The organism is Rhodococcus sp. NPDC054953, assembly GCF_053609225.1.
This window is the reverse complement of record NZ_JBSGXD010000022.1, coordinates 24,181-40,584: the sequence shown is the minus strand read 5'-3', so window position 1 is coordinate 40,584 and position 16,404 is coordinate 24,181. Positions and strand designations below refer to the sequence as shown.

At 71.4% G+C, this 16,404-nt stretch carries 18 protein-coding genes; 10 read left to right on the top strand and 8 right to left on the bottom strand.

Annotated features, from left to right (window positions below; translation table 11 throughout):
* The first annotated feature begins 134 nt into the window (after positions 1 to 134).
* The 3 genes from sepH to ACWF62_RS15425 all read left to right on the top strand — a co-directional run bounded on the left by sepH (position 135) and on the right by ACWF62_RS15425 (position 2,909).
* A complete protein-coding gene (gene sepH, locus ACWF62_RS15435; protein WP_452630560.1) occupies positions 135 to 956 on the top strand; it encodes a septation protein SepH in 822 nt (273 codons plus the stop codon).
* A 109-nt stretch (positions 957 to 1,065) separates the two neighbouring features.
* Positions 1,066 to 2,172, top strand: coding sequence for an alpha/beta hydrolase (locus ACWF62_RS15430; RefSeq protein WP_452630578.1), 1,107 nt, complete (start codon positions 1,066 to 1,068; stop codon positions 2,170 to 2,172).
* Between the two features lie 26 nt (positions 2,173 to 2,198).
* Positions 2,199 to 2,909, top strand: a complete 711-nt coding sequence (locus tag ACWF62_RS15425) for a DUF6928 family protein (RefSeq protein ID WP_452630559.1) — start codon at positions 2,199 to 2,201, stop codon at positions 2,907 to 2,909.
* A gap of 19 nt (positions 2,910 to 2,928) precedes the next feature.
* Here the strand turns inward: ACWF62_RS15425 and ACWF62_RS15420 are convergent, their stop codons facing one another.
* The 4 genes from ACWF62_RS15420 to ACWF62_RS15405 form a co-directional block, all read right to left on the bottom strand.
* Entirely contained in the window at positions 2,929 to 3,177 is a 249-nt protein-coding gene (locus ACWF62_RS15420; protein WP_378570190.1) for a DUF2537 domain-containing protein, read from the bottom strand.
* Positions 3,174 to 3,977 (bottom strand): TrmH family RNA methyltransferase, encoded by an 804-nt coding sequence (locus tag ACWF62_RS15415; RefSeq protein ID WP_378570189.1) that lies wholly within the window; start codon positions 3,975 to 3,977, stop codon positions 3,174 to 3,176. The genes ACWF62_RS15420 and ACWF62_RS15415 overlap by 4 nt, the downstream gene beginning before the upstream one ends.
* A 68-nt stretch (positions 3,978 to 4,045) precedes the next feature.
* A complete protein-coding gene (locus ACWF62_RS15410; RefSeq protein ID WP_378509011.1) occupies positions 4,046 to 4,477 on the bottom strand; it encodes a MarR family winged helix-turn-helix transcriptional regulator in 432 nt (143 codons plus the stop codon).
* 33 nt (positions 4,478 to 4,510) lie between these two features.
* Positions 4,511 to 5,965 carry an NCS2 family permease gene (locus ACWF62_RS15405; protein WP_378570188.1) on the bottom strand — a complete coding sequence of 485 codons (1,455 nt, stop codon included), beginning with the start codon at positions 5,963 to 5,965 and terminating at the stop codon, positions 4,511 to 4,513.
* A 102-nt stretch (positions 5,966 to 6,067) separates the two neighbouring features.
* On the opposite strand from ACWF62_RS15405, the gene ACWF62_RS15400 reads away from it, so the two are divergent.
* Positions 6,068 to 6,316 (top strand): DUF2530 domain-containing protein, encoded by a 249-nt coding sequence (locus tag ACWF62_RS15400; RefSeq protein WP_378509013.1) that lies wholly within the window; start codon positions 6,068 to 6,070, stop codon positions 6,314 to 6,316.
* On the opposite strand, the gene ACWF62_RS15395 is transcribed toward ACWF62_RS15400, so the two are convergent.
* The 3 genes from ACWF62_RS15395 to ACWF62_RS15385 are packed head-to-tail and all read right to left on the bottom strand — an operon-like array spanning position 6,309 to position 10,481.
* A complete protein-coding gene (locus tag ACWF62_RS15395; protein ID WP_452630558.1) occupies positions 6,309 to 6,860 on the bottom strand; it encodes a phosphatase PAP2 family protein in 552 nt (183 codons plus the stop codon). The two genes, ACWF62_RS15400 and ACWF62_RS15395, sit on opposite strands and share 8 nt — an antisense overlap.
* Positions 6,850 to 9,606, bottom strand: a complete 2,757-nt coding sequence (locus ACWF62_RS15390) for a sacsin N-terminal ATP-binding-like domain-containing protein (protein ID WP_452630557.1) — start codon at positions 9,604 to 9,606, stop codon at positions 6,850 to 6,852. Before ACWF62_RS15390 ends, ACWF62_RS15395 begins: the two co-directional genes overlap by 11 nt.
* Positions 9,603 to 10,481, bottom strand: a complete 879-nt coding sequence (locus ACWF62_RS15385; protein ID WP_452630556.1) for a DUF3027 domain-containing protein — start codon at positions 10,479 to 10,481, stop codon at positions 9,603 to 9,605. The genes ACWF62_RS15390 and ACWF62_RS15385 overlap by 4 nt, the downstream gene beginning before the upstream one ends.
* Positions 10,482 to 10,522: 41 nt before the next feature.
* Here ACWF62_RS15385 and ACWF62_RS15380 point away from each other — a divergent pair, with 41 nt between their 5' ends.
* From ACWF62_RS15380 to ACWF62_RS15370, 3 genes are read left to right on the top strand one after another with little or no spacing between them, the layout of a single operon-like run.
* The gene (locus ACWF62_RS15380) at positions 10,523 to 11,332 is read left to right on the top strand and encodes a glutaminyl-peptide cyclotransferase (RefSeq protein WP_378570187.1); all 810 of its coding nucleotides are present in this window, start codon (positions 10,523 to 10,525) and stop codon (positions 11,330 to 11,332) included.
* Positions 11,333 to 11,392: 60 nt separating this feature from the next.
* Complete coding sequence (locus ACWF62_RS15375; RefSeq protein ID WP_378509018.1) at positions 11,393 to 13,051, top strand: MFS transporter; 1,659 nt, start codon at positions 11,393 to 11,395, stop codon at positions 13,049 to 13,051.
* Positions 13,052 to 13,099: 48 nt separating this feature from the next.
* Positions 13,100 to 13,600 (top strand): DUF2771 family protein, encoded by a 501-nt coding sequence (locus ACWF62_RS15370; protein WP_378509019.1) that lies wholly within the window; start codon positions 13,100 to 13,102, stop codon positions 13,598 to 13,600.
* A 74-nt stretch (positions 13,601 to 13,674) separates the two neighbouring features.
* On the opposite strand, the gene ACWF62_RS15365 is transcribed toward ACWF62_RS15370, so the two are convergent.
* Complete coding sequence (locus ACWF62_RS15365) at positions 13,675 to 14,088, bottom strand: cold-shock protein (protein ID WP_378509020.1); 414 nt, start codon at positions 14,086 to 14,088, stop codon at positions 13,675 to 13,677.
* Between the two features lie 132 nt (positions 14,089 to 14,220).
* Between ACWF62_RS15365 and ACWF62_RS15360 the strand changes: the two genes are divergently transcribed.
* From ACWF62_RS15360 to ACWF62_RS15350, 3 genes are read left to right on the top strand one after another with little or no spacing between them, the layout of a single operon-like run.
* Positions 14,221 to 14,472 (top strand): hypothetical protein, encoded by a 252-nt coding sequence (locus ACWF62_RS15360; RefSeq protein WP_378509021.1) that lies wholly within the window; start codon positions 14,221 to 14,223, stop codon positions 14,470 to 14,472.
* The gene (locus ACWF62_RS15355; RefSeq protein WP_378509022.1) at positions 14,472 to 14,879 is read left to right on the top strand and encodes a YccF domain-containing protein; all 408 of its coding nucleotides are present in this window, start codon (positions 14,472 to 14,474) and stop codon (positions 14,877 to 14,879) included. The genes ACWF62_RS15360 and ACWF62_RS15355 overlap by 1 nt, the downstream gene beginning before the upstream one ends.
* Positions 14,876 to 16,288, top strand: coding sequence for a glycosyltransferase 87 family protein (locus ACWF62_RS15350; RefSeq protein WP_452630555.1), 1,413 nt, complete (start codon positions 14,876 to 14,878; stop codon positions 16,286 to 16,288). Before ACWF62_RS15355 ends, ACWF62_RS15350 begins: the two co-directional genes overlap by 4 nt.
* The last annotated feature ends 116 nt before the right edge of the window (positions 16,289 to 16,404 follow it).

Here is a 16,404-nt window from a genome sequence, read left to right as displayed (position 1 = left end):
GTGAACTAGAGACTATAACCCGAGGCAGGTGGATCGACGGCACCGGGCAGGCGTGTCGTCCCCCCGCCGGAATCACGGGTGGATTACAGTCAGCCCGGGCAATATCGCGAAATCGACGCGATGAGGAGGTCAATGTGCGCGAGCTCTCCGTGATCGGACTCGAGCCCGGCGGATCGCACGTGGTGTGTGCGGATCCCGACACCGGCGAACGGTTCCGGATTCCCGCCGACGACAAGCTACGCGCCGCGTCCCGCGGCGACATCGCTCGGTTCGGCCAGATCGAGATCGAGGCGGAAAGCCAAATGCGGCCCCGCGAGATCCAGGCCCGCATCCGCGGCGGCGCCACGATCGAGCAGGTCGCCGAGGAGGCCGGAGTGTCGGCCAAGCGGATCGAGCGATTCGCTCACCCGGTCCTGCTCGAACGTGCCCGCGCCGCCGAACTCGCCCAGGGTGGCCACCCGGTCCGCGAGAACGGTCCGACCGTGCAGACCCTCGCCGAGATCGTGTCGATGGCCTTCCGCGCCCGCGGGCACGATCTCGACGACGCGGATTGGGACGCCTGGCGCGACGAGGAGGGGCACTGGGTTGCCCAGCTGCAGTGGCAGGCCGGGCGCACCCGCAACGCCGCGCACTGGCGGTTCCAGCCCGACTCGCACGGCGGCACCATTGCCGCCCTCGATTCCGCAGCAACGGACCTGATCGATCCCGACTTCGGTCGGCCGCTGCGGAGCCTCGCCCCGCTTGCCCTCTCCCCGGCCGTCGACGCCGAAGTCGAGGTCGAGGAGGTCGTCGAGCCCCCCGCCGAGCCGGAGCCGGAACCTATTCCGGACCTCGCGACGGAGACCGAGCCGAAGCAGGCACCCCAGCAACAGGGCGGCAAGGACAAGCGCGGCAAGCCGCATCTCCCGTCGTGGGACGACGTCCTGCTCGGGGTCCGCAGCAGCGGGCGCGGGTAGCCCGCCGCACCCGCCACCCCCGGCTTACAGTAACCTTTGGTAACACATATCGAAGGATGGCCAGGGGGACCACGTGCTGACGCTCGACTTGACCAAACTGACCGACGCCCTGCCAAGCCGGGACGACGTCGCCGTCGCCGCCCGCAACGCCTGGGCGCTCACGGTCGGGGGTGGCGTCGCCCCCGCCGACCCCACCCCGTCCGAGCTGCTGCGCGGCGGACCGCACCGGGACCTCTACCGGTTCGGACCTCCCCCGGCCCGGGACGCCCGCCCGGTGCTGCTGGTTCCGCCGCTGGCGGTCCCCGCCTCCTGCTACGACCTGCGCCCGGGCCAGAGCCTGGCCGCACACCTCGTCGAGCGGGGGCACGCCACCCACCTCCTCGACTACGGCACCATGACCTCGGCTGACGGCGACCTGGGGTTCGAGTCGTGGGCCGAGGACATCGTCCCGGACGCGGTGCGGCACATCAGCGAACGCCACGACGGCGCCGCCGTCGACCTGATCGGGTGGAGCCTCGGCGGAACCATCTCGCTGCTCACCGCCGCGGGCCAACCGGACCTCCCGATCCGCTCCGTCACCGCGATCGGCACCCCCCTCGACTACACCCGCATCCCGGTCATCAGCCCGCTGCGGATGATCGGCAGGGTCACGACCGAGCGCCCGCTGACCGCGGTCACCCGACGACTCGGCGGGCTGCCTGCCCCGATCGTCCAGGCCTCGTACCGGGTCACCGCACCGCACCGGGAACTGTTCAAGCCGTGGTTCATCGCCCGGAACCTGCGCAACACCGAGTCGCTCGCCCGAATGGAGGCCATTGACCGGTTCATGGCGGAGATGCCCGGTTACCCGGCCCGGGTCTTCGACCAGATGTGCTCCCAGCTGATTCTTGGAAACCATTTGGCAGCAGGAGAATTCAACTACGGCACCCACGCGGTTCGACTCGCGGACGTGCGGGTTCCGGTGCTCGGGGTCGGCGGAACCACCGATGTGATCGCACCCGCCGCTGCGGTCGAACCGATCACCGATCTGCTGACCGGATCGCCCTATGTCCGCTTCGAGGCGGTCGCGGGCAGCCATCTCGGTCTCGTGGCCGGTCCCGGAGCGCGGGACACCACCTGGCCGATTATCGACGAGTTCCTCGGTTCGGTTTCGCACGACCCGGCCGACGCACGGTGCGCCGACCCGGAATCGACCGCGAGCGTCGTACCCTCGTAGAAAGCCGACGGAAGCGGGGTGCACCGGTGGGGCCGAGAGCATCAACGATCTGGTACGTCGACATCCCCGACCCCGCCGCGGTGCTCCGCGACCGCCCCGCCCCCGACGCCGACGCGGCCCGGGCGCTCGCATCCCGCCTGTACCCCGAAACCGTTGCGGTACCACTGCAATCCGGAACGCTGGCCGATTCGGCCGCGCCGGCCGGGCGGCAGGTGTTCATCGGCAGCTACCCGGGGGTGACCGTGGTGTGCGAGCCGACCCTGGCCGTGAACCGGCCATCGCTGATCGACGAATCCTGGACCAGCCGACTCGAATCCGAAAACACCTACCTGGTCTGCGCCGAGGACACGACCCCGTGGGGTGCGTTCGCGTGCTGGGAACGCGGCGAGCTGCGCAGGTCGTTCAGTGCGACATCGGCGTTCATCCACGAGAACATCGGCCTGCCCCTGGTGTGGGAACGCGAGTTCTGGGGCGGCGAGCACCCCGCCGAGCGCCCGATCGACGTGCTGCCCGATCCGCAGACACTCCCCTTCGACCCCGGCGAGTTCGCCGACGCGGCGAACCTGCACTGGCTCGGCTTCCGCCATTCGGCGCCCGCCGCGGCCGACGCGACCGGTGTCGCCGACGTGGCGCTCTGCGGATTCACCCTCTACGCGGCAGGCACGGAACCGGTCGCCCCGCCCGCGGAGCCCGAGCACCGGGGCCTGCGCGGATGGTGGCGCAGGCGCGCAGGCTGACCGTTCGGCGGACCAGGTGTCAGCGGGCCCCCAGCAGCAGGGCGACCCACCCCAGCACCACCCCCGCCGCGGCGCCGTACACCACCCACCGCCACACCGGGACCGCACGCCACTGCCAGACGGTCGGCGCGACCCCCGCCACCACGACCACGTTCACCACGAGCGCGAGCAGCGGGTGCACCGCGATCATCGCTGCGCCACAGGCAATCACCGCCACCGTGACCAGAACCGCGGAGAACCCGGCGACGACCAGCGCCGGACCGCTCATCCGAGCCGGACCCGCTCGTAGAACGCCATCGCCGCCGCGGTCGCCACGTTGAGCGAATCGGTGCCGGGCGCCATCGGGATGCGGGCCCGGACATCGGTCTTGCGCATCGTGTATTCGGACAGCCCCGGCCCCTCCGCCCCGAGCAGCAGCGCCACCTTCTCCCCCGTCATCGCCTCGGCCAGCGTGTCCGCGGCCGGATTCGGGGTCAGCGAGATGAGCTGAAAACCATTGTCCCGCAAGTGCTGCAATCCGTGCGGCCACTCCGGAACCCGAGCGAACGGCACCCGCAGCACGTGCCCCATCGACACCCGAACGGCCCGGCGGTACAGGGGGTCGGCGCATCGGTCGCCGAACAGCACGGCGTCCACCCCGAGGCCGGCCGCGTTGCGGAACATCGAGCCGATGTTCTCGTGATCGTTGACCCCCTCGAGGACCGCGACGGTCCGCGCCCCCGCGAGCACCCCATCGAGGTCGAGCGGCGGCGGGCGATGCGCAGCGGCCAGCACACCACGGTTGAGGTGGAACCCCACCACCGCAGCCATCACCTCCGCCGACGTGCGGTAGAACGGCACGTCGACGCCGGCGAGGTCCGCGGACAGCTCACCGAGCCTGCGGTCGACACCGAGCAGGCTGATTGGCTGGAACCGGGACGACAACAGCCGCTGCGCAACGAGAACCCCCTCGGCGATGACCAGCCCCTTGCCCTCGGGGAGGTCGGGTCGACGGTCGGAGGAGTTCAGATCACGGAAGTCGTCCAGCCTCGGATCCGCCGGGTCGTCGATGTCGATTACGTCAGCCACCCGACCATCTTGCCGCAGGGCAGAAAGGGCGCCTCCGCCGCGCCGCGACCGGGCCCGCTGCACCTGCCCTAATCGGAGTTGGTGACGAATCCGCCGATGATGTCGATCGAGCGCCGCAGCACGGCCAGCTGCTCCGGGTCGAGTCCGGCCAGCTGATCGGTCATCCACTTCTCCCGCGCGCTGGTCTCGTCGGCGAGCAGCGCGTGGCCCGCATCCGTCAGGGAGACGATGATCTGCCTGCCGTCGGTGGGGTGCGGGGTGCGGGAGACCATTCCCCCCTCCGCCAGCGACGCGATGACACGGGTCATCGACGGCGGCTGCACCCGCTCCTTCGACGCGAGCCCGCCGGGTGTCATCGGTCCGTGCTCGTCGAGGCTGGCCAGGGCGGACAGTTGCGTCAGCGACACCGGGGAATCTGCCCGGCGGCCACGCAGATGCCGCGACAGACGCACGACGGCCAGGGAGAGATCGCTGGCGAGTGAGCGGGTATCCAAGGTCACTCACGGAGGATACGGCACTGGCCCGCAACTATTTCAGGTAATCGCGTCGGTTATGGGGCCGACAGCAAAATACGCGACAAACAGGGCGGCGACAACCCACAGCAGCGGATGAATCTGCTTCGCCTTGCCGCTCGCCGCTCCGATCACCACCCAGGCGATGAACCCGACACCGATCCCGTTTGCGATCGAGTAGGTGAACGGCATGACGACGATCGTGAGAAACGCGGGCAGCGCGATGTCGAACCGGGTGAAGTCGATGTCCCGGACCTGCCCGATCATCAGCGCGCCGACCACGACCAGCGCGGGCGCGGCCGCCTCGATCGGCACGATCTCGTACAGCGGGGTCAGGAACATCGCGGCGAGGAACAGCACCCCGGTCACGACGTTCGCCAGGCCGGTGCGCGCCCCTTCGGCGATACCCGAGGCGGACTCGACGAAGACGGTGTTGGAGGAGGCGGAGGCACCGCCGCCGACGATCGCGCCCGCGCCCTCGACGACGAAGGCCTTCCCGATCCCCGGCAGGTTGCCGTGCTCGTCGGTGAGCCCGGCCTCCTTGCCGAGGCCGGTCATTGTGCCCATCGCGTCGAAGAAGTTGGCGAGCACCAGCGTGAACACCAGCAAACTGGCGGCCAACACACCGATCCGGGTGAACGCCCCGAACAGGTTGACGTCACCGACGAGGCTCAGGTCCGGCATCTGGGTGAGCACGTCCGGAAGTCCGGGCACGCTCAAATTCCAGCCCTTGGGGTCGACGCCCTTGGACGGACCGACGTCGAAGACGGCCTCCAGGATCGCGGCGAGCACGGTGGTGACGACGATGCCGATGAGCAGGCCACCGCGCACCTTCCGCGCCACCAGGACTCCCATCAGCAGCACGCCGAACACGAAGATGACCGTCGGCCACGACGCGATGGATCCCCCGATGCCGAGCCCGACGGGCACGGTGGTGCCTGCCACGTCCGGGATGCGCCGGACGAAGCCGGCATCGACGAAACCGATGAACGCGATGAACATGCCGATGCCTGCGACGATCGCCGACTTCAGCGCATCGGGCACCGCGTTGAACACCGCGGTTCGGAAGCCCGACACCGCCAGTGCCACGATGATGAGGCCGTCGATCACGACCAGGCCCATCGCCTCCGGCCAGGTCACCTGCGGCGCGATGGTCACCGCGAGCAGCGCGTTGATGCCGAGGCCCGCCGCGATGCCGAACGGATAGTTCGCGATGATGCCGAAGGCGATGCTCATCACGCCCGCGACGAGCGCGGTCACCGCCGCGACCTGACTCACCGGCAGGATGTTGCCGAGCACATCGGTCTTGGCGGACGCGTCGTCCGGCGAGAAGCTGCCGAGGATGAGCGGGTTCAGCACCACGATGTACGACATCGCCACGAATGTGACGAGACCGCCGCGCATCTCCTTGCTCAGCGTCGATCCACGCTCGGTGATCTTGAAGTAGTTGTCGAGTATCCGCGGGGTGCCCGCCATCGTCCCGTCCTCAGTTGCCCAGGGTGCGACGCACCGTTCGCGCCTTCGGAGAGACTAGGGCATTCGGCGCGATCGGGCCCGGTGGCCGGTACCGTTGTGTCGGTGAGCACGCCCCGCAACGATCCCCTGCTTCCCGCCCGGTTGATCGACCCCCGCCCGGTGCTCGCACTGGGCACCGCGGCCTGGATGACGGCGACGATTCTGGTGCTGCTGGTCGGCGACCGGTGGGAGCCGCTGCTGCCGATCTGCCTGGCCGGACTCGCGTTCGGGGCGCTCGGGTCGGCACTGTTCCTTGCCCAGCGGCGCGCGGCGCGGCGCGGCAGCCGGACCGCGCAACGCGGGCTCAGCTAACCACGGCTCGTCGCGCGGCATACCGGGCAGTGGCCCAGATCCACAGCGCCGCCCATGCCACCCCGAGCAGCCAGCCCGCCAGCACGTCGGTGAGCCAGTGCGCGGCAAGGTATACCCGGGACAGCCCGATCCCGGCGGTCCACAGCACGAGCAGCGTCGCCGGGAGCGGTCCGAGTGCGCCTCTGGTGCGGACCAGCACCGCGCCGAGCACGCACACCAGGATCGCCGACATCATCGCGTGCCCGGACGGGAACGAATCGGTCAGCTCGTCGACCAGACGGTCCGGGAACGGCGGTCGCGCCCGGCCGACCACCAGCTTCGACGCGCTCATCAGCAGGAATCCGCTGACCATCGCGCCCGCGACGAGCACGGCATCGACGCCGCGTCCGCGGGCCAGCAGCGCGAGCATGACAGCGGCGGTGATCGCGGCCGCGACGACCGTGTCGCCGAGGTGGGTGATCACGGTGACGACCTCGGTCAGCCAGGGCGTCCGCCAGTGCAGGACCTGGTCGAGGACCGCCCCGTCGATCGGGTCACCAACCACCGGTCGGCCCCGGCCCGAGCCTGCGGGCGTCGGCGTGGGTGCGACCCGCCCCGTCCACCCACCACGGCACCTCGACGTCGGCCTCGACCGCCCCGGACAGTCGCACCGTCAGCGTCTCGTGCAGCACCAGGACCCCGGCAGGCAGCGACCGACCGGACGTGACCGCGGCGAGCACCGCGCCCGCCTCGCGCGCCGGGTCGACGGTGCGCCCGGTCCCGAGCACCTCCCCGCGCACCGCCTCCGACGCGGGCGGCAGGTCCAGCAGGTCCGCGAGCGCCCCGGCGGACGCCAGGTCGCCGACCACCAGCCGCCCGGCCGGGACGGCGGCCGCCAGCCACGGCCGGTCCAGCACCATCGCGTCGGCGGGGTCCGCGACGGCGCCGTCGACGGCGCGGACCCGGGTGGGGGGCGGCAACGCGTCCAGGTCGAGCAGGCCCGCCGCGGTTGCCTCCGCCAGCAGCCGGTGGGTGCGCACCGTCACCGCGGGGGTTGCGACCCGGTCCGGGTCGGCGAGCCGCTCGATCAGCAGGTCGGCGAGGGCCTGGTCGTCGACGCGGTCCGCGGCCAACGCGCCCGCCAGTGCCGCGGCGTCGGGATGGTCCAGCGGGTCGAGCAGGCCCTCGAAGGTCGGGTCGTCGGGGGAACGCAGCGACCCCAACGGGACACCGTCCACGCCAGCGTGCCGTCGCAACCACCACGCGGTGTAGCCGCCCCGGTCGGCGAGCAGGGCGGCGGTCTCGGGCCCGGCGGCGAGCAGGGTCAGCGCCTGCCGCCACGCACCGGGGGCGACGAGGTCGAGGTCCCGGACCGCGAGCAGTACCTCCGGGTCATCGGGCAACGTTGCCCACCACTCGGATTCGCGGTCCAGGTGGTGGTCGGGGCCGGTCGGCAGTTCCTCACGCACCACCGTGAAGCCCCATCCGACGCCGAGCGCCAGCAGCGCGTCGGAGCCGTGGGCGTCGACGACCCGGGCGGCAACGGTGGTGAACGGTGAGTCCTCGTCGAGCACGGCGGCCAGCGGCGCACCGGGGAGCAGCAGTTCGTCGGCGGGACGCAGGTCGCCCGCCTCGTCGGGCAATGGCAGCGCACCAAGCCAGCCGGGCAGCGGCCCCTGCCCGGCCGCGGCCGCCACCAGCGGCAGCACGACGTCCACGAGTTCCGTTGCGGCACCGTCACGGTCGTCGAGCCAGCCGTCGTCGTCGTACTCGATCCGTTCCCGCAGTGCCGGGTCGCCGAGCACGTCGAGCACCCCGACCGTGGTGGCGCCGAGCCGGGTCAGCAGCGGATGCGCCGCGTCCGGATGGACCAGTCGGATCCAGTCCACCCCGCGTCCGGCCGCGCCGAGGTCGTGGCCGAGGAGGGTGGTGCGCGGGCCGGTCACGGTCCGGCCGTCGGTGAGCGGAACCGGGATCGCGGCCAACTCCTCGGCCGCGAGGGGGTCGACGACGAGCGGGAGGAGCGCGTCGTACAGCCGGGCCCACCAGCCGGGATCCCGGTCCAGTCCGGCGAGGAGTTCGGCGAGCCGCGCCAACCCGAGCCGGTGCACCCCGACCGCGCCGAGCGCGCGAGCCGCCGCGACGCCGGACATCTCGGCGGTGAGCAGTCCCGGGACCACGTCGGCGAGCAGGTCGCCGAGATCGTCGTCGAGCCCGGGCAGCACGGCTGCGTCGCCGGGGCGCAGGATTCCGCCTGCGGCGCCGGGCAGCCAGGGATGGTCGGCGAGGCGCCGCAGCACCGCCTCCCGCAACTGCTCGTCCACCTCGCCACGCGCAAAGCCGGGGGTGGGAAGAAGCGCGATCCGCTGCGAAACAGGCAGGGACGCAACGAACTCTGCGTATCCGTCGGCGAGGTGTGCGATCGCGGCGCCGGGCAGGATGCGACGGCGGTCCGGCTGCAGCTCGGCGTCCGCGATCACCATCGCCGGCAGCGAGAGCTCCTCGTCGGAGCGGGTCGGGGCCCGCAGGACGTCGCTGGCCAGCGGCCGCACCACCCCCCCGGCGACCGGCACCAGGAATCGTGCCGTCGGTCCCGCGTACTGCCACCAGGTCCGGTCCCCGACGACGACCTCACCGACCCCATCACTGAGATCCCGTTCGGTGCGCGTGAACTCCCGGTCGCCGATCCGGATCGACTGCAACGCAGGAAGTTCCAGCAGCAGGTCGACCGCCTCGGCGGTCATCGCGGCCAGCAGCGCTGCGCCGTCGACGTCGGGCAGCAACCTCAGCACGACCTCGGTGTCGAAGCCCGGCGCGGGGGCCGCGTCGCTGGCCCACGCCAGCCGCAGCACCGGCACCCCGGCGTCGGGTTCGGGCAGCCCGGCCCGGGTGATCTCGGCGCGGGTGCGGCGGGCGGAGAACACCACCGACCCGGTCACCGACCGCAGCTCGGCCTCGTCCGCGACGGCGAGGACCGCCGTGAACCCGACCCCGAACCTGCCGACCCCTTCACGTTTGCCGGAGACCCGCAGCGCGGCCAGTGCCTGCACACCGGCCGCATCCAGGGGGGAGCCGACGTTCGCGATGTGCAGCATCCGGCCGTCGAGCCGGACGTCGAGCCGCCCGGGAACGCGGGCGGCCGCCGCGGCGTCGGCCGCGTTCTGCGCGAGTTCGGTGAGGATCCGGTCGCGGTAGCCGCCGCGGACGAAGTCTGCCTCGGTGACCGCGTCCTCCCGCAGCCGCGTCGGCGACGAGGTCCAGGCGAGCAGGGTCGCCGCGCGGAGCGCCTCGGTGCCGAAGGGGTCGGTCACTCGGTCGGCGCCGCGTCCGTCTCGGCGTCGGGCCGCTCGTTCGTGGTCGGCTCCGTCGCGGTAGCGGGCTCGCCCGCGACCGTCTCGACCGCCGCCGCGGTCGGCTGCGGCAGCGTCACGACCTCAAGCGCGCCGTCGTCGTAGGCGTCGTAACGCGGGGTGCCCGCACCGGTAGGCAGTTCTGTGTCGGAGTGGGCGCCGCAGCCGTACTCGGCGTGCACCACGTGCCCGTCGGCGGACAGTTCGTTGCCGCACACCCCGAACGCCGCCCGCAGCGTGCCGGCGAGCGGCAGGTAGAACCCGCACAGCCCGCACGTGGAGGGGGCGGCCTTCGCCATCTCCGAGTCGGGTCCGAAGTCGCCGTCGCGCCAGCGTTGCGCGGCGTCGAGACGACCCTCACGGCTGAGGACCTGCTGGCGGCCGAGCCCGACCTCGCGGGCCACGTCGTCGACGACCGGGTCACCGGTCGCCACGTATCCCGGCGCGAGCCGCGGATCCTGGGCGCGGGGGGCGAGCAGGTCGCCCGGCGACAGGTCGCCGGCACGCACCCGCTGATCCCACGGCAGCCAGTCCGGCGCGACGAGGGCGTCCGGGCCGGGCAGCAGCGCGGACTCGTTGACGGTCACCCGATCCGAATCGGGCAGCGCGGACAGCACCACCGCCCACTGCCAGCCGTGGTAGCCGGGCAGCGTCGCCTCGAAGCGGTGCGTCGCGGTGTTCTCGTCCTCGGCGGTCACGCCGAGGTGCGCGCCGACCTGCACCTCGCCGAGGTCGGTCAACGCCCTGCGCGCGAACTCCACGGCCTCGGCAAGAAGGGGACGCACGGGGGCAAGCTCGGGGGCAGATGACAGACTCACATCTTCATTTTGCCGCATTGCGTGCGGCGTGCACCCGCTCGGGCTGCGATGCTTGCATCGTGACCCGGTTCCGACTGCTCGGCCTCGCCGTCGCGGCGACCGTCCTTACCCTCGGCAGCTGCGCGGCGGGGTCCTCCGACGACCCCGGCTCCTCGGGTCTCGGCTCGTCCGGGTCGGTGCCGACCCTGCGCGTCGACGTCCTCGACCGCCGACCCCACGATCCCACCGCATTCACCCAGGGTCTCGAGATCGCGGATGGGGCGCTGCTCGAGGGGACCGGGCTGGTCGGCCGGTCGTATGTCACCGCCCGCGACCTCGACACCGGTGCCGAGTTGGCGCGGGCCGACCTGCCCGCCACCATGTTCGGTGAGGGGATCACCGTGGTCGGTGACACCGTGTGGCAGCTGACGTGGCGGGACCAGGTCGCGTTCGCCCGCGACCGGACCACCCTCCGGGAACGTGCCAGGGTCGCGTACGACGGCGAGGGCTGGGGCCTGTGCGCGCAGCCGGACCGGTTGGTGATGAGCGACGGCAGCTCGACCCTCACCTTCCGTGACCCGGCGACCTTCGCCGTGCGCGGCACCGTCGATGTCACCCTCGACGACCGCCGGGTCGACCGGCTCAACGAACTCGAGTGCACCGCCGACGGGATGGTTTATGCGAACGTGTGGCAGACCACCGACATCGTGCGGATCGACCCGGCGAGCGGTGCGGTGGTCGCGGTGATCGACGCATCGGGCCTGCTGACGGAGGCGGAGGCCGCCGAGGCCGACGTCCTCAACGGCATCGCCGCGATCCCCGGCACCGACCGATTCCTGATCACCGGGAAGCTGTATCCGACGATCTTCGATGTGCGCTTCGTCTCCTGACCACGCCGCCACACCGGGGCTTATGGTCCTGTGTCCGACTCCTGGGACAGAATTGGACCCGTGACCGGACCGCACCACCCATCCGAACCCGAGGGCCGTCGGGCAGCGCCCGACGCCGGGCGCGGGTCGGGACATCCCGGCTACCCGAACTACCCGCCGGGTCGACCGTCCGGTCGCCGGGCGCCGCTGCCGCCCCTGCACCCGACGACCCCCCTCGGAGCGCACCCCGACGACGAGGTCGACGACCAGCGGACCGAGCAGGTCCGGGCGCCGAGGCAGGGCGGCCCGAAGCCGCCACCGATTCCACGCAAACTGACGGTCACGCGGGTCGCGGCGATGCGCAGCAGGGAACTGACCAACCGCGGCATCGCGACGTTCCGCAGGGCCGCGACCGCCGACGGCGCCGACAAGTCGGGGCTGACCCACCTGACGTATGCGGTGATGGCGAACTTCGCGACCGACGCCGCGCTCGCCGTCGCCCTCGCCAACACCCTGTTCTTCTCCGCGGCCACCGGCGAGGACAAGACGAAGGTGGCACTGTATCTGCTGATCACGATCGCCCCGTTCGCGGTCATCGCCCCGTTGATCGGACCGGCACTCGACCGGCTGCAGCGCGGTCGGCGGATCGCGCTCGCCGCGTCGTTCGCGCTGCGGACCGTCCTTGCGGTGCTGCTGGTGTTCAACTTCGACAGCTGGGCGCTGTACCCGTGCGCGCTGGGGATGATGGTGCTGAGCAAGTCGTTCTCGGTGCTCAAGAGTGCCGTGACCCCGCGCGTGCTTCCCCCGGACATCGACCTGGTCCGCACCAATTCGCGGTTGACGGTGTTCGGACTGATCGGCGGCACCATCGTCGCTGGCGGCGCAGCGGGCGCGATCGCATTCGCATTCCACTCCACCGGGGTGCTCTGGTTCACCGCCGCGCTCACCGTCCTCGGCGCGTACCTGAGCATGCGCATCCCCGCCTGGGTGGAGGTCACCGAGGGCGAGGTGCCCGCGACCCTCACCTACCACGGCGACGACGCCGTCACCGAGGTGATCACCCGCGAGCAGCGGGAGGCGATCGCGCCCGAGAAGCGCCGGCAGCCGCTCGGCCGCGCGACCATCACCGGGCTGTGGGGAAACGGCACCATCCGTGTGCTCACCGGATTCCTGACGCTGTACATCGCGTTTGTCGCGAAGTCGCGCACCGAACACGAGCCGTGGATGCAGGCGGCGATGCTCGGCCTGGTCGGCGCGGCGGCGGGCATCGGCAACTTCGCGGGCAACGCGACCGGGGCCCGACTGAAGCTGGGCAGGCCCGCCGTCGTCGTGCTGCGCTGCACGGCGGCGGTGACCGCGGTCGCGGTCGTCGCCGCGGTCACCGATAGCCTGCTCACCGCGGCACTCGCCACCCTCGTCGCGTCCGGGGCGAGCGCGCTGGCGAAGGTGTCGCTCGACGCCTCGCTGCAACAGGACCTGCCCGAGGAGTCCATCGCGTCCGGATTCGGTCGTTCCGAAACGGTGCTGCAGCTGAGCTGGGTCCTCGGCGGCGCACTGGGGGTCCTGCTGCCCACCCAGTACTGGATCGGCTTCACCGTCGTGTCGGTGGTGCTGGCCCTCGGCCTGGCCCAGACCGTCCTCACGTACCGTGGCCGGACGCTGCTGCCGGGACTCGGCGGCAAGCGCCCCGAGCACGCGCACCAGGAGGCCCCCGTCGGCCCCGGCGCCCGCACCACCTGACCACGATCCCGCCACCCCGGGCGGGCCCGACGACCGAGAATGGAAACTATGAGCTTGCAAGCCCGGACGAAGAAGATCCTCGCGGCGGTGGTCGTGGTGGCGCTGGTTGCCGCGGGCGGTCTCGCCACCGTCACCGCGTTGCTCGTCCGCGACGCCCCGGAGACCCTGCCCACGATCACCGCCTATGCGCACGGCAAGACCGTCGACGTCGAGGCGGGTGTCTGCGACTCGACCATGCGCTGCGCCGACCTCACGGTCGCGTACCTGCCGGTGCCCGCGGGCTCCCCCCTGCAGCTGTCCCTGCCGAGGGACATCGCGGCCGGCGAGTGGCGGCTCAACGTCCAGTTCGGCGACCCGCGCACCGGCGAGGTGTTCGAGGGCTACCGGGACTACACCCCGGACGAGAACTACTCGGTGACGGTGCCGACCCAAGAGAACGAGCAGCTGCTCGGCGTGATCATCCAGCAGCCGTCGTCCCGGGACTTCGCGCCGGTGTGGGCGCTGCAGACGTTGCCGGATCTGCCGGAGGCCGCGCCCTCCGCCGAGTGAGCGGTGCACCAACGCGAGGAGCCCCCGGTCACGACCGGGGGCTCCTCGCGTCTCACCACGGGGGGGTGTGCGACTCAGCTGTCGAGTTCGCGGGCGACGGCCCGGACCACCTCGGAAATCCGCTGGGCGGTCTTGCGGTCCGGGTACCGACCCTTGCGCAGGTCCGGCTGCACCTTCGCCTCGAGCAGGGTGATCATGTCCTCGACCATGCCGTGCAACTCGTCGGGGGTGTGCTTGCGCGCGGCGTCGTCGCGGCGACCCGCCCCGGACTGACGCAGGTTCGGCGCCGGGTCGAGCACCTTCAGGCTCAGCGCCTGGGGGCCACGCCGACCGGCGGCCATGCCGAACTCCACCCGCTGGCCCGCCTTGAGGGCCTCGACCCCGTCGGGCAGCGCCGACGACCGGACGTAGACGTCCTCCCCCTCATCCTGGGAGAGGAAGCCGAAGCCCTTTTCAGCGTCGTACCACTTCACCTTGCCGGTAGGCACCGCGTCACCTGCTCATCCACGTAAAACGACCACATAAACGAACGCGCCCCACGAGCGTGGGACGCGATGCCCGCAGTCTACCTCCGCGTGCCCCTGCCGGGCACCCGGGTTTGCTGGCGATACCGTGGAGGCGTGGCACCACGAACCCCCGGCACCGATTCCCCAGCAAGCACGCCGTCCGGCGGCGGGCTGTTGTTCCGCACCGCGATGGTCCTGTTCTTCGCAGGCCTGATCGCGGTGGTCGCGATCTTCGTCATCGCGGCGACCGGACACACCCCCGGGCTCGCGCTGTATCTGCTGGCCCTGCTCTGCCCGATCGGATTCCTCTGCGGGATCGGCGCGGCCCTGCTCGCGGGTCGCCGCACCCGAGGCGGGGAGCACTGATGCGGATCGTCCTCAACATCATCTGGCTGGTGTTCGGCGGGCTGTGGCTCGCGCTCGGCTACTTCCTCGCCGGCGTGATCTGCTGCATCCTGATCGTCACCATCCCGTTCGGCATCGCGTCGTTCCGGATCGGCCTGTACGCGCTGTGGCCGTTCGGCAAGACGGTCGTCGACAAGCCGACGTCGGGTGTGGGGTCGTTGATCGGGAACGTGATCTGGCTGGTGCTGTGCGGGATCTGGCTGGCGATCGGGCACGTGGTGACCGCGGTCGCGATGGCGATCACGATCATCGGAATCCCGCTCGCCATCGCAAACCTGAAGATGGTGCCGATCTCGCTGATGCCGCTGGGCAAGGACATCGTCGACGTCGGGACGACCCGCACCTATCAGGCGGGATATCCGGCATGAGTGTGCCGCCCCGCACGGACGCGGAGCGGAGCTCCAGCACGGGGACGGAGCGGGCCTCCAGCACGGACGCGGGGCGGCCCTCCAGTGCGGACGCGGAGCGGACCTCGAGCACCGGCGCCGGGCGGACGCTCCCCGCGCGCCCATGGTTTCTCGGTGTCCTCGCCGTCCTTGCCGCCGCCACCGTCGTCGCGCACGACCGGGTGATTCCGCTGGGGCAGCCGCTGTGGGGGTTCTTCCGCAACGGTCTCGACCTGCTCGTCTATCGCAGTGGCGGCGCCACCGTCCTGACCGATGCCGGTCTCTACGACCACGCGCTGCACGGCGGCATGTGGTGGACGTACCCGCCGTTCTCCGCGGTGATCTTCGCGCCGCTGCGCCTGTTCTCGCCGGAGATGACGACGCTGCTCGGCTACCTGGTGAACTTCGTGGCCCTGTACCTGGTGGTGCTGCTGTGCTGGCGGCAGCTCGGGTACCGCGCCAACCGCACCCTGTACGTCGCCACCGGATTGCTGACCGTGGTCCTGAGCGTCATCGAGCCGGTGCGGACGACGATCTGGCTGGGTCAGGTGAACCTGCTGCTGATGCTGCTGATCGTGTGGGATCTCGGCAGGCCCGACGGCAGCAGGCTGCGCGGCATCGGGGTGGGCATCGCGGCCGGGATCAAGCTCACGCCCGCGCTGTTCGTTGTGCATCTGCTACTCACCCGGCAGTGGCGGGCCGCGGCGACCGCGGTGGCGGGCTTCGCGGCGACGGTCGCGGTCGGGTGTGTGGTGATCTTCTCCGATTCGCGGGCCTACTGGACCGGGGTGATCTGGCATTCGACGCGGATCGGCGAGACGGCGTGGCCTGCGAATCAATCCGCCTCGGGGGTGCTGGCGCGGTGGCTGCATCTTGCCGAGCCGCCGCGGCTGCTGTGGCTCGGTGTCGCGGTCGCCCTCGCCGGACTCGGCCTTGCCGCGGCTCTCCTCGCGCACCGGCGCGGGCACGCGCTGCTCGCGGTGACGCTGTGCGGCCTGACGTCGTGCGCGGTCTCGCCGTTCTCGTGGGGGCACCACTGGGTGTGGTTCGTGCCGTTGCTGATCCTGGCGATGGATCGGGCGTTGCGCAGCGGCCGCGCGGTGGCCTGGTTGCTGCCTGCCGCGCTCGCGCTTCCGCTACTGATCTGGGCGCACGGGTTCCCGGACGGCGTGTACGGGATCGGGCTGTTCATGGTGCCTGCGCCCGCGGCGCTGGCACCGATCTTCGCCGCGGTGTACCCGTTGCTGTTCGTGGTGATCGCGGCGACCACCCTGGTCGCGTTGGCGCGGACCGGCCCCGCGGCGGGTCCGAAAACACCAGCGGAGCCATGTGATCTGCCTCACATAACGGTTGGGTCACAGCCGGGTCTCGACCGAGCCGCAACCAGCTGACCTGCACAGACGCCGGTGCGGTCGGCCGAAACCGCGGGAAACACGCCGTTCCCGTAGGAGATGACTCACCGCGATCGGCCACGTACGGTCGTCACCGGTCGGTGTTCCGGCCAGTC

Coding starts and splice junctions, on each gene's coding strand:
- ACWF62_RS15420 (WP_378570190.1), bottom strand. CDS start 3,177: ATGAGCGGTCCGGCGCTGGTCGTCGCCGGGTTCTCCGCGGTTCTGGTC.
- ACWF62_RS15405 (WP_378570188.1), bottom strand. CDS start 5,965: ATGGCGGGCACCCCGCGGATACTCGACAACTACTTCAAGATCACCGAG.
- ACWF62_RS15385 (WP_452630556.1), bottom strand. CDS start 10,481: ATGCGGCAAAATGAAGATGTGAGTCTGTCATCTGCCCCCGAGCTTGCC.
- ACWF62_RS15370 (WP_378509019.1), top strand. CDS start 13,100: ATGAGCTTGCAAGCCCGGACGAAGAAGATCCTCGCGGCGGTGGTCGTG.
- ACWF62_RS15355 (WP_378509022.1), top strand. CDS start 14,472: ATGCGGATCGTCCTCAACATCATCTGGCTGGTGTTCGGCGGGCTGTGG.
- ACWF62_RS15350 (WP_452630555.1), top strand. CDS start 14,876: ATGAGTGTGCCGCCCCGCACGGACGCGGAGCGGAGCTCCAGCACGGGG.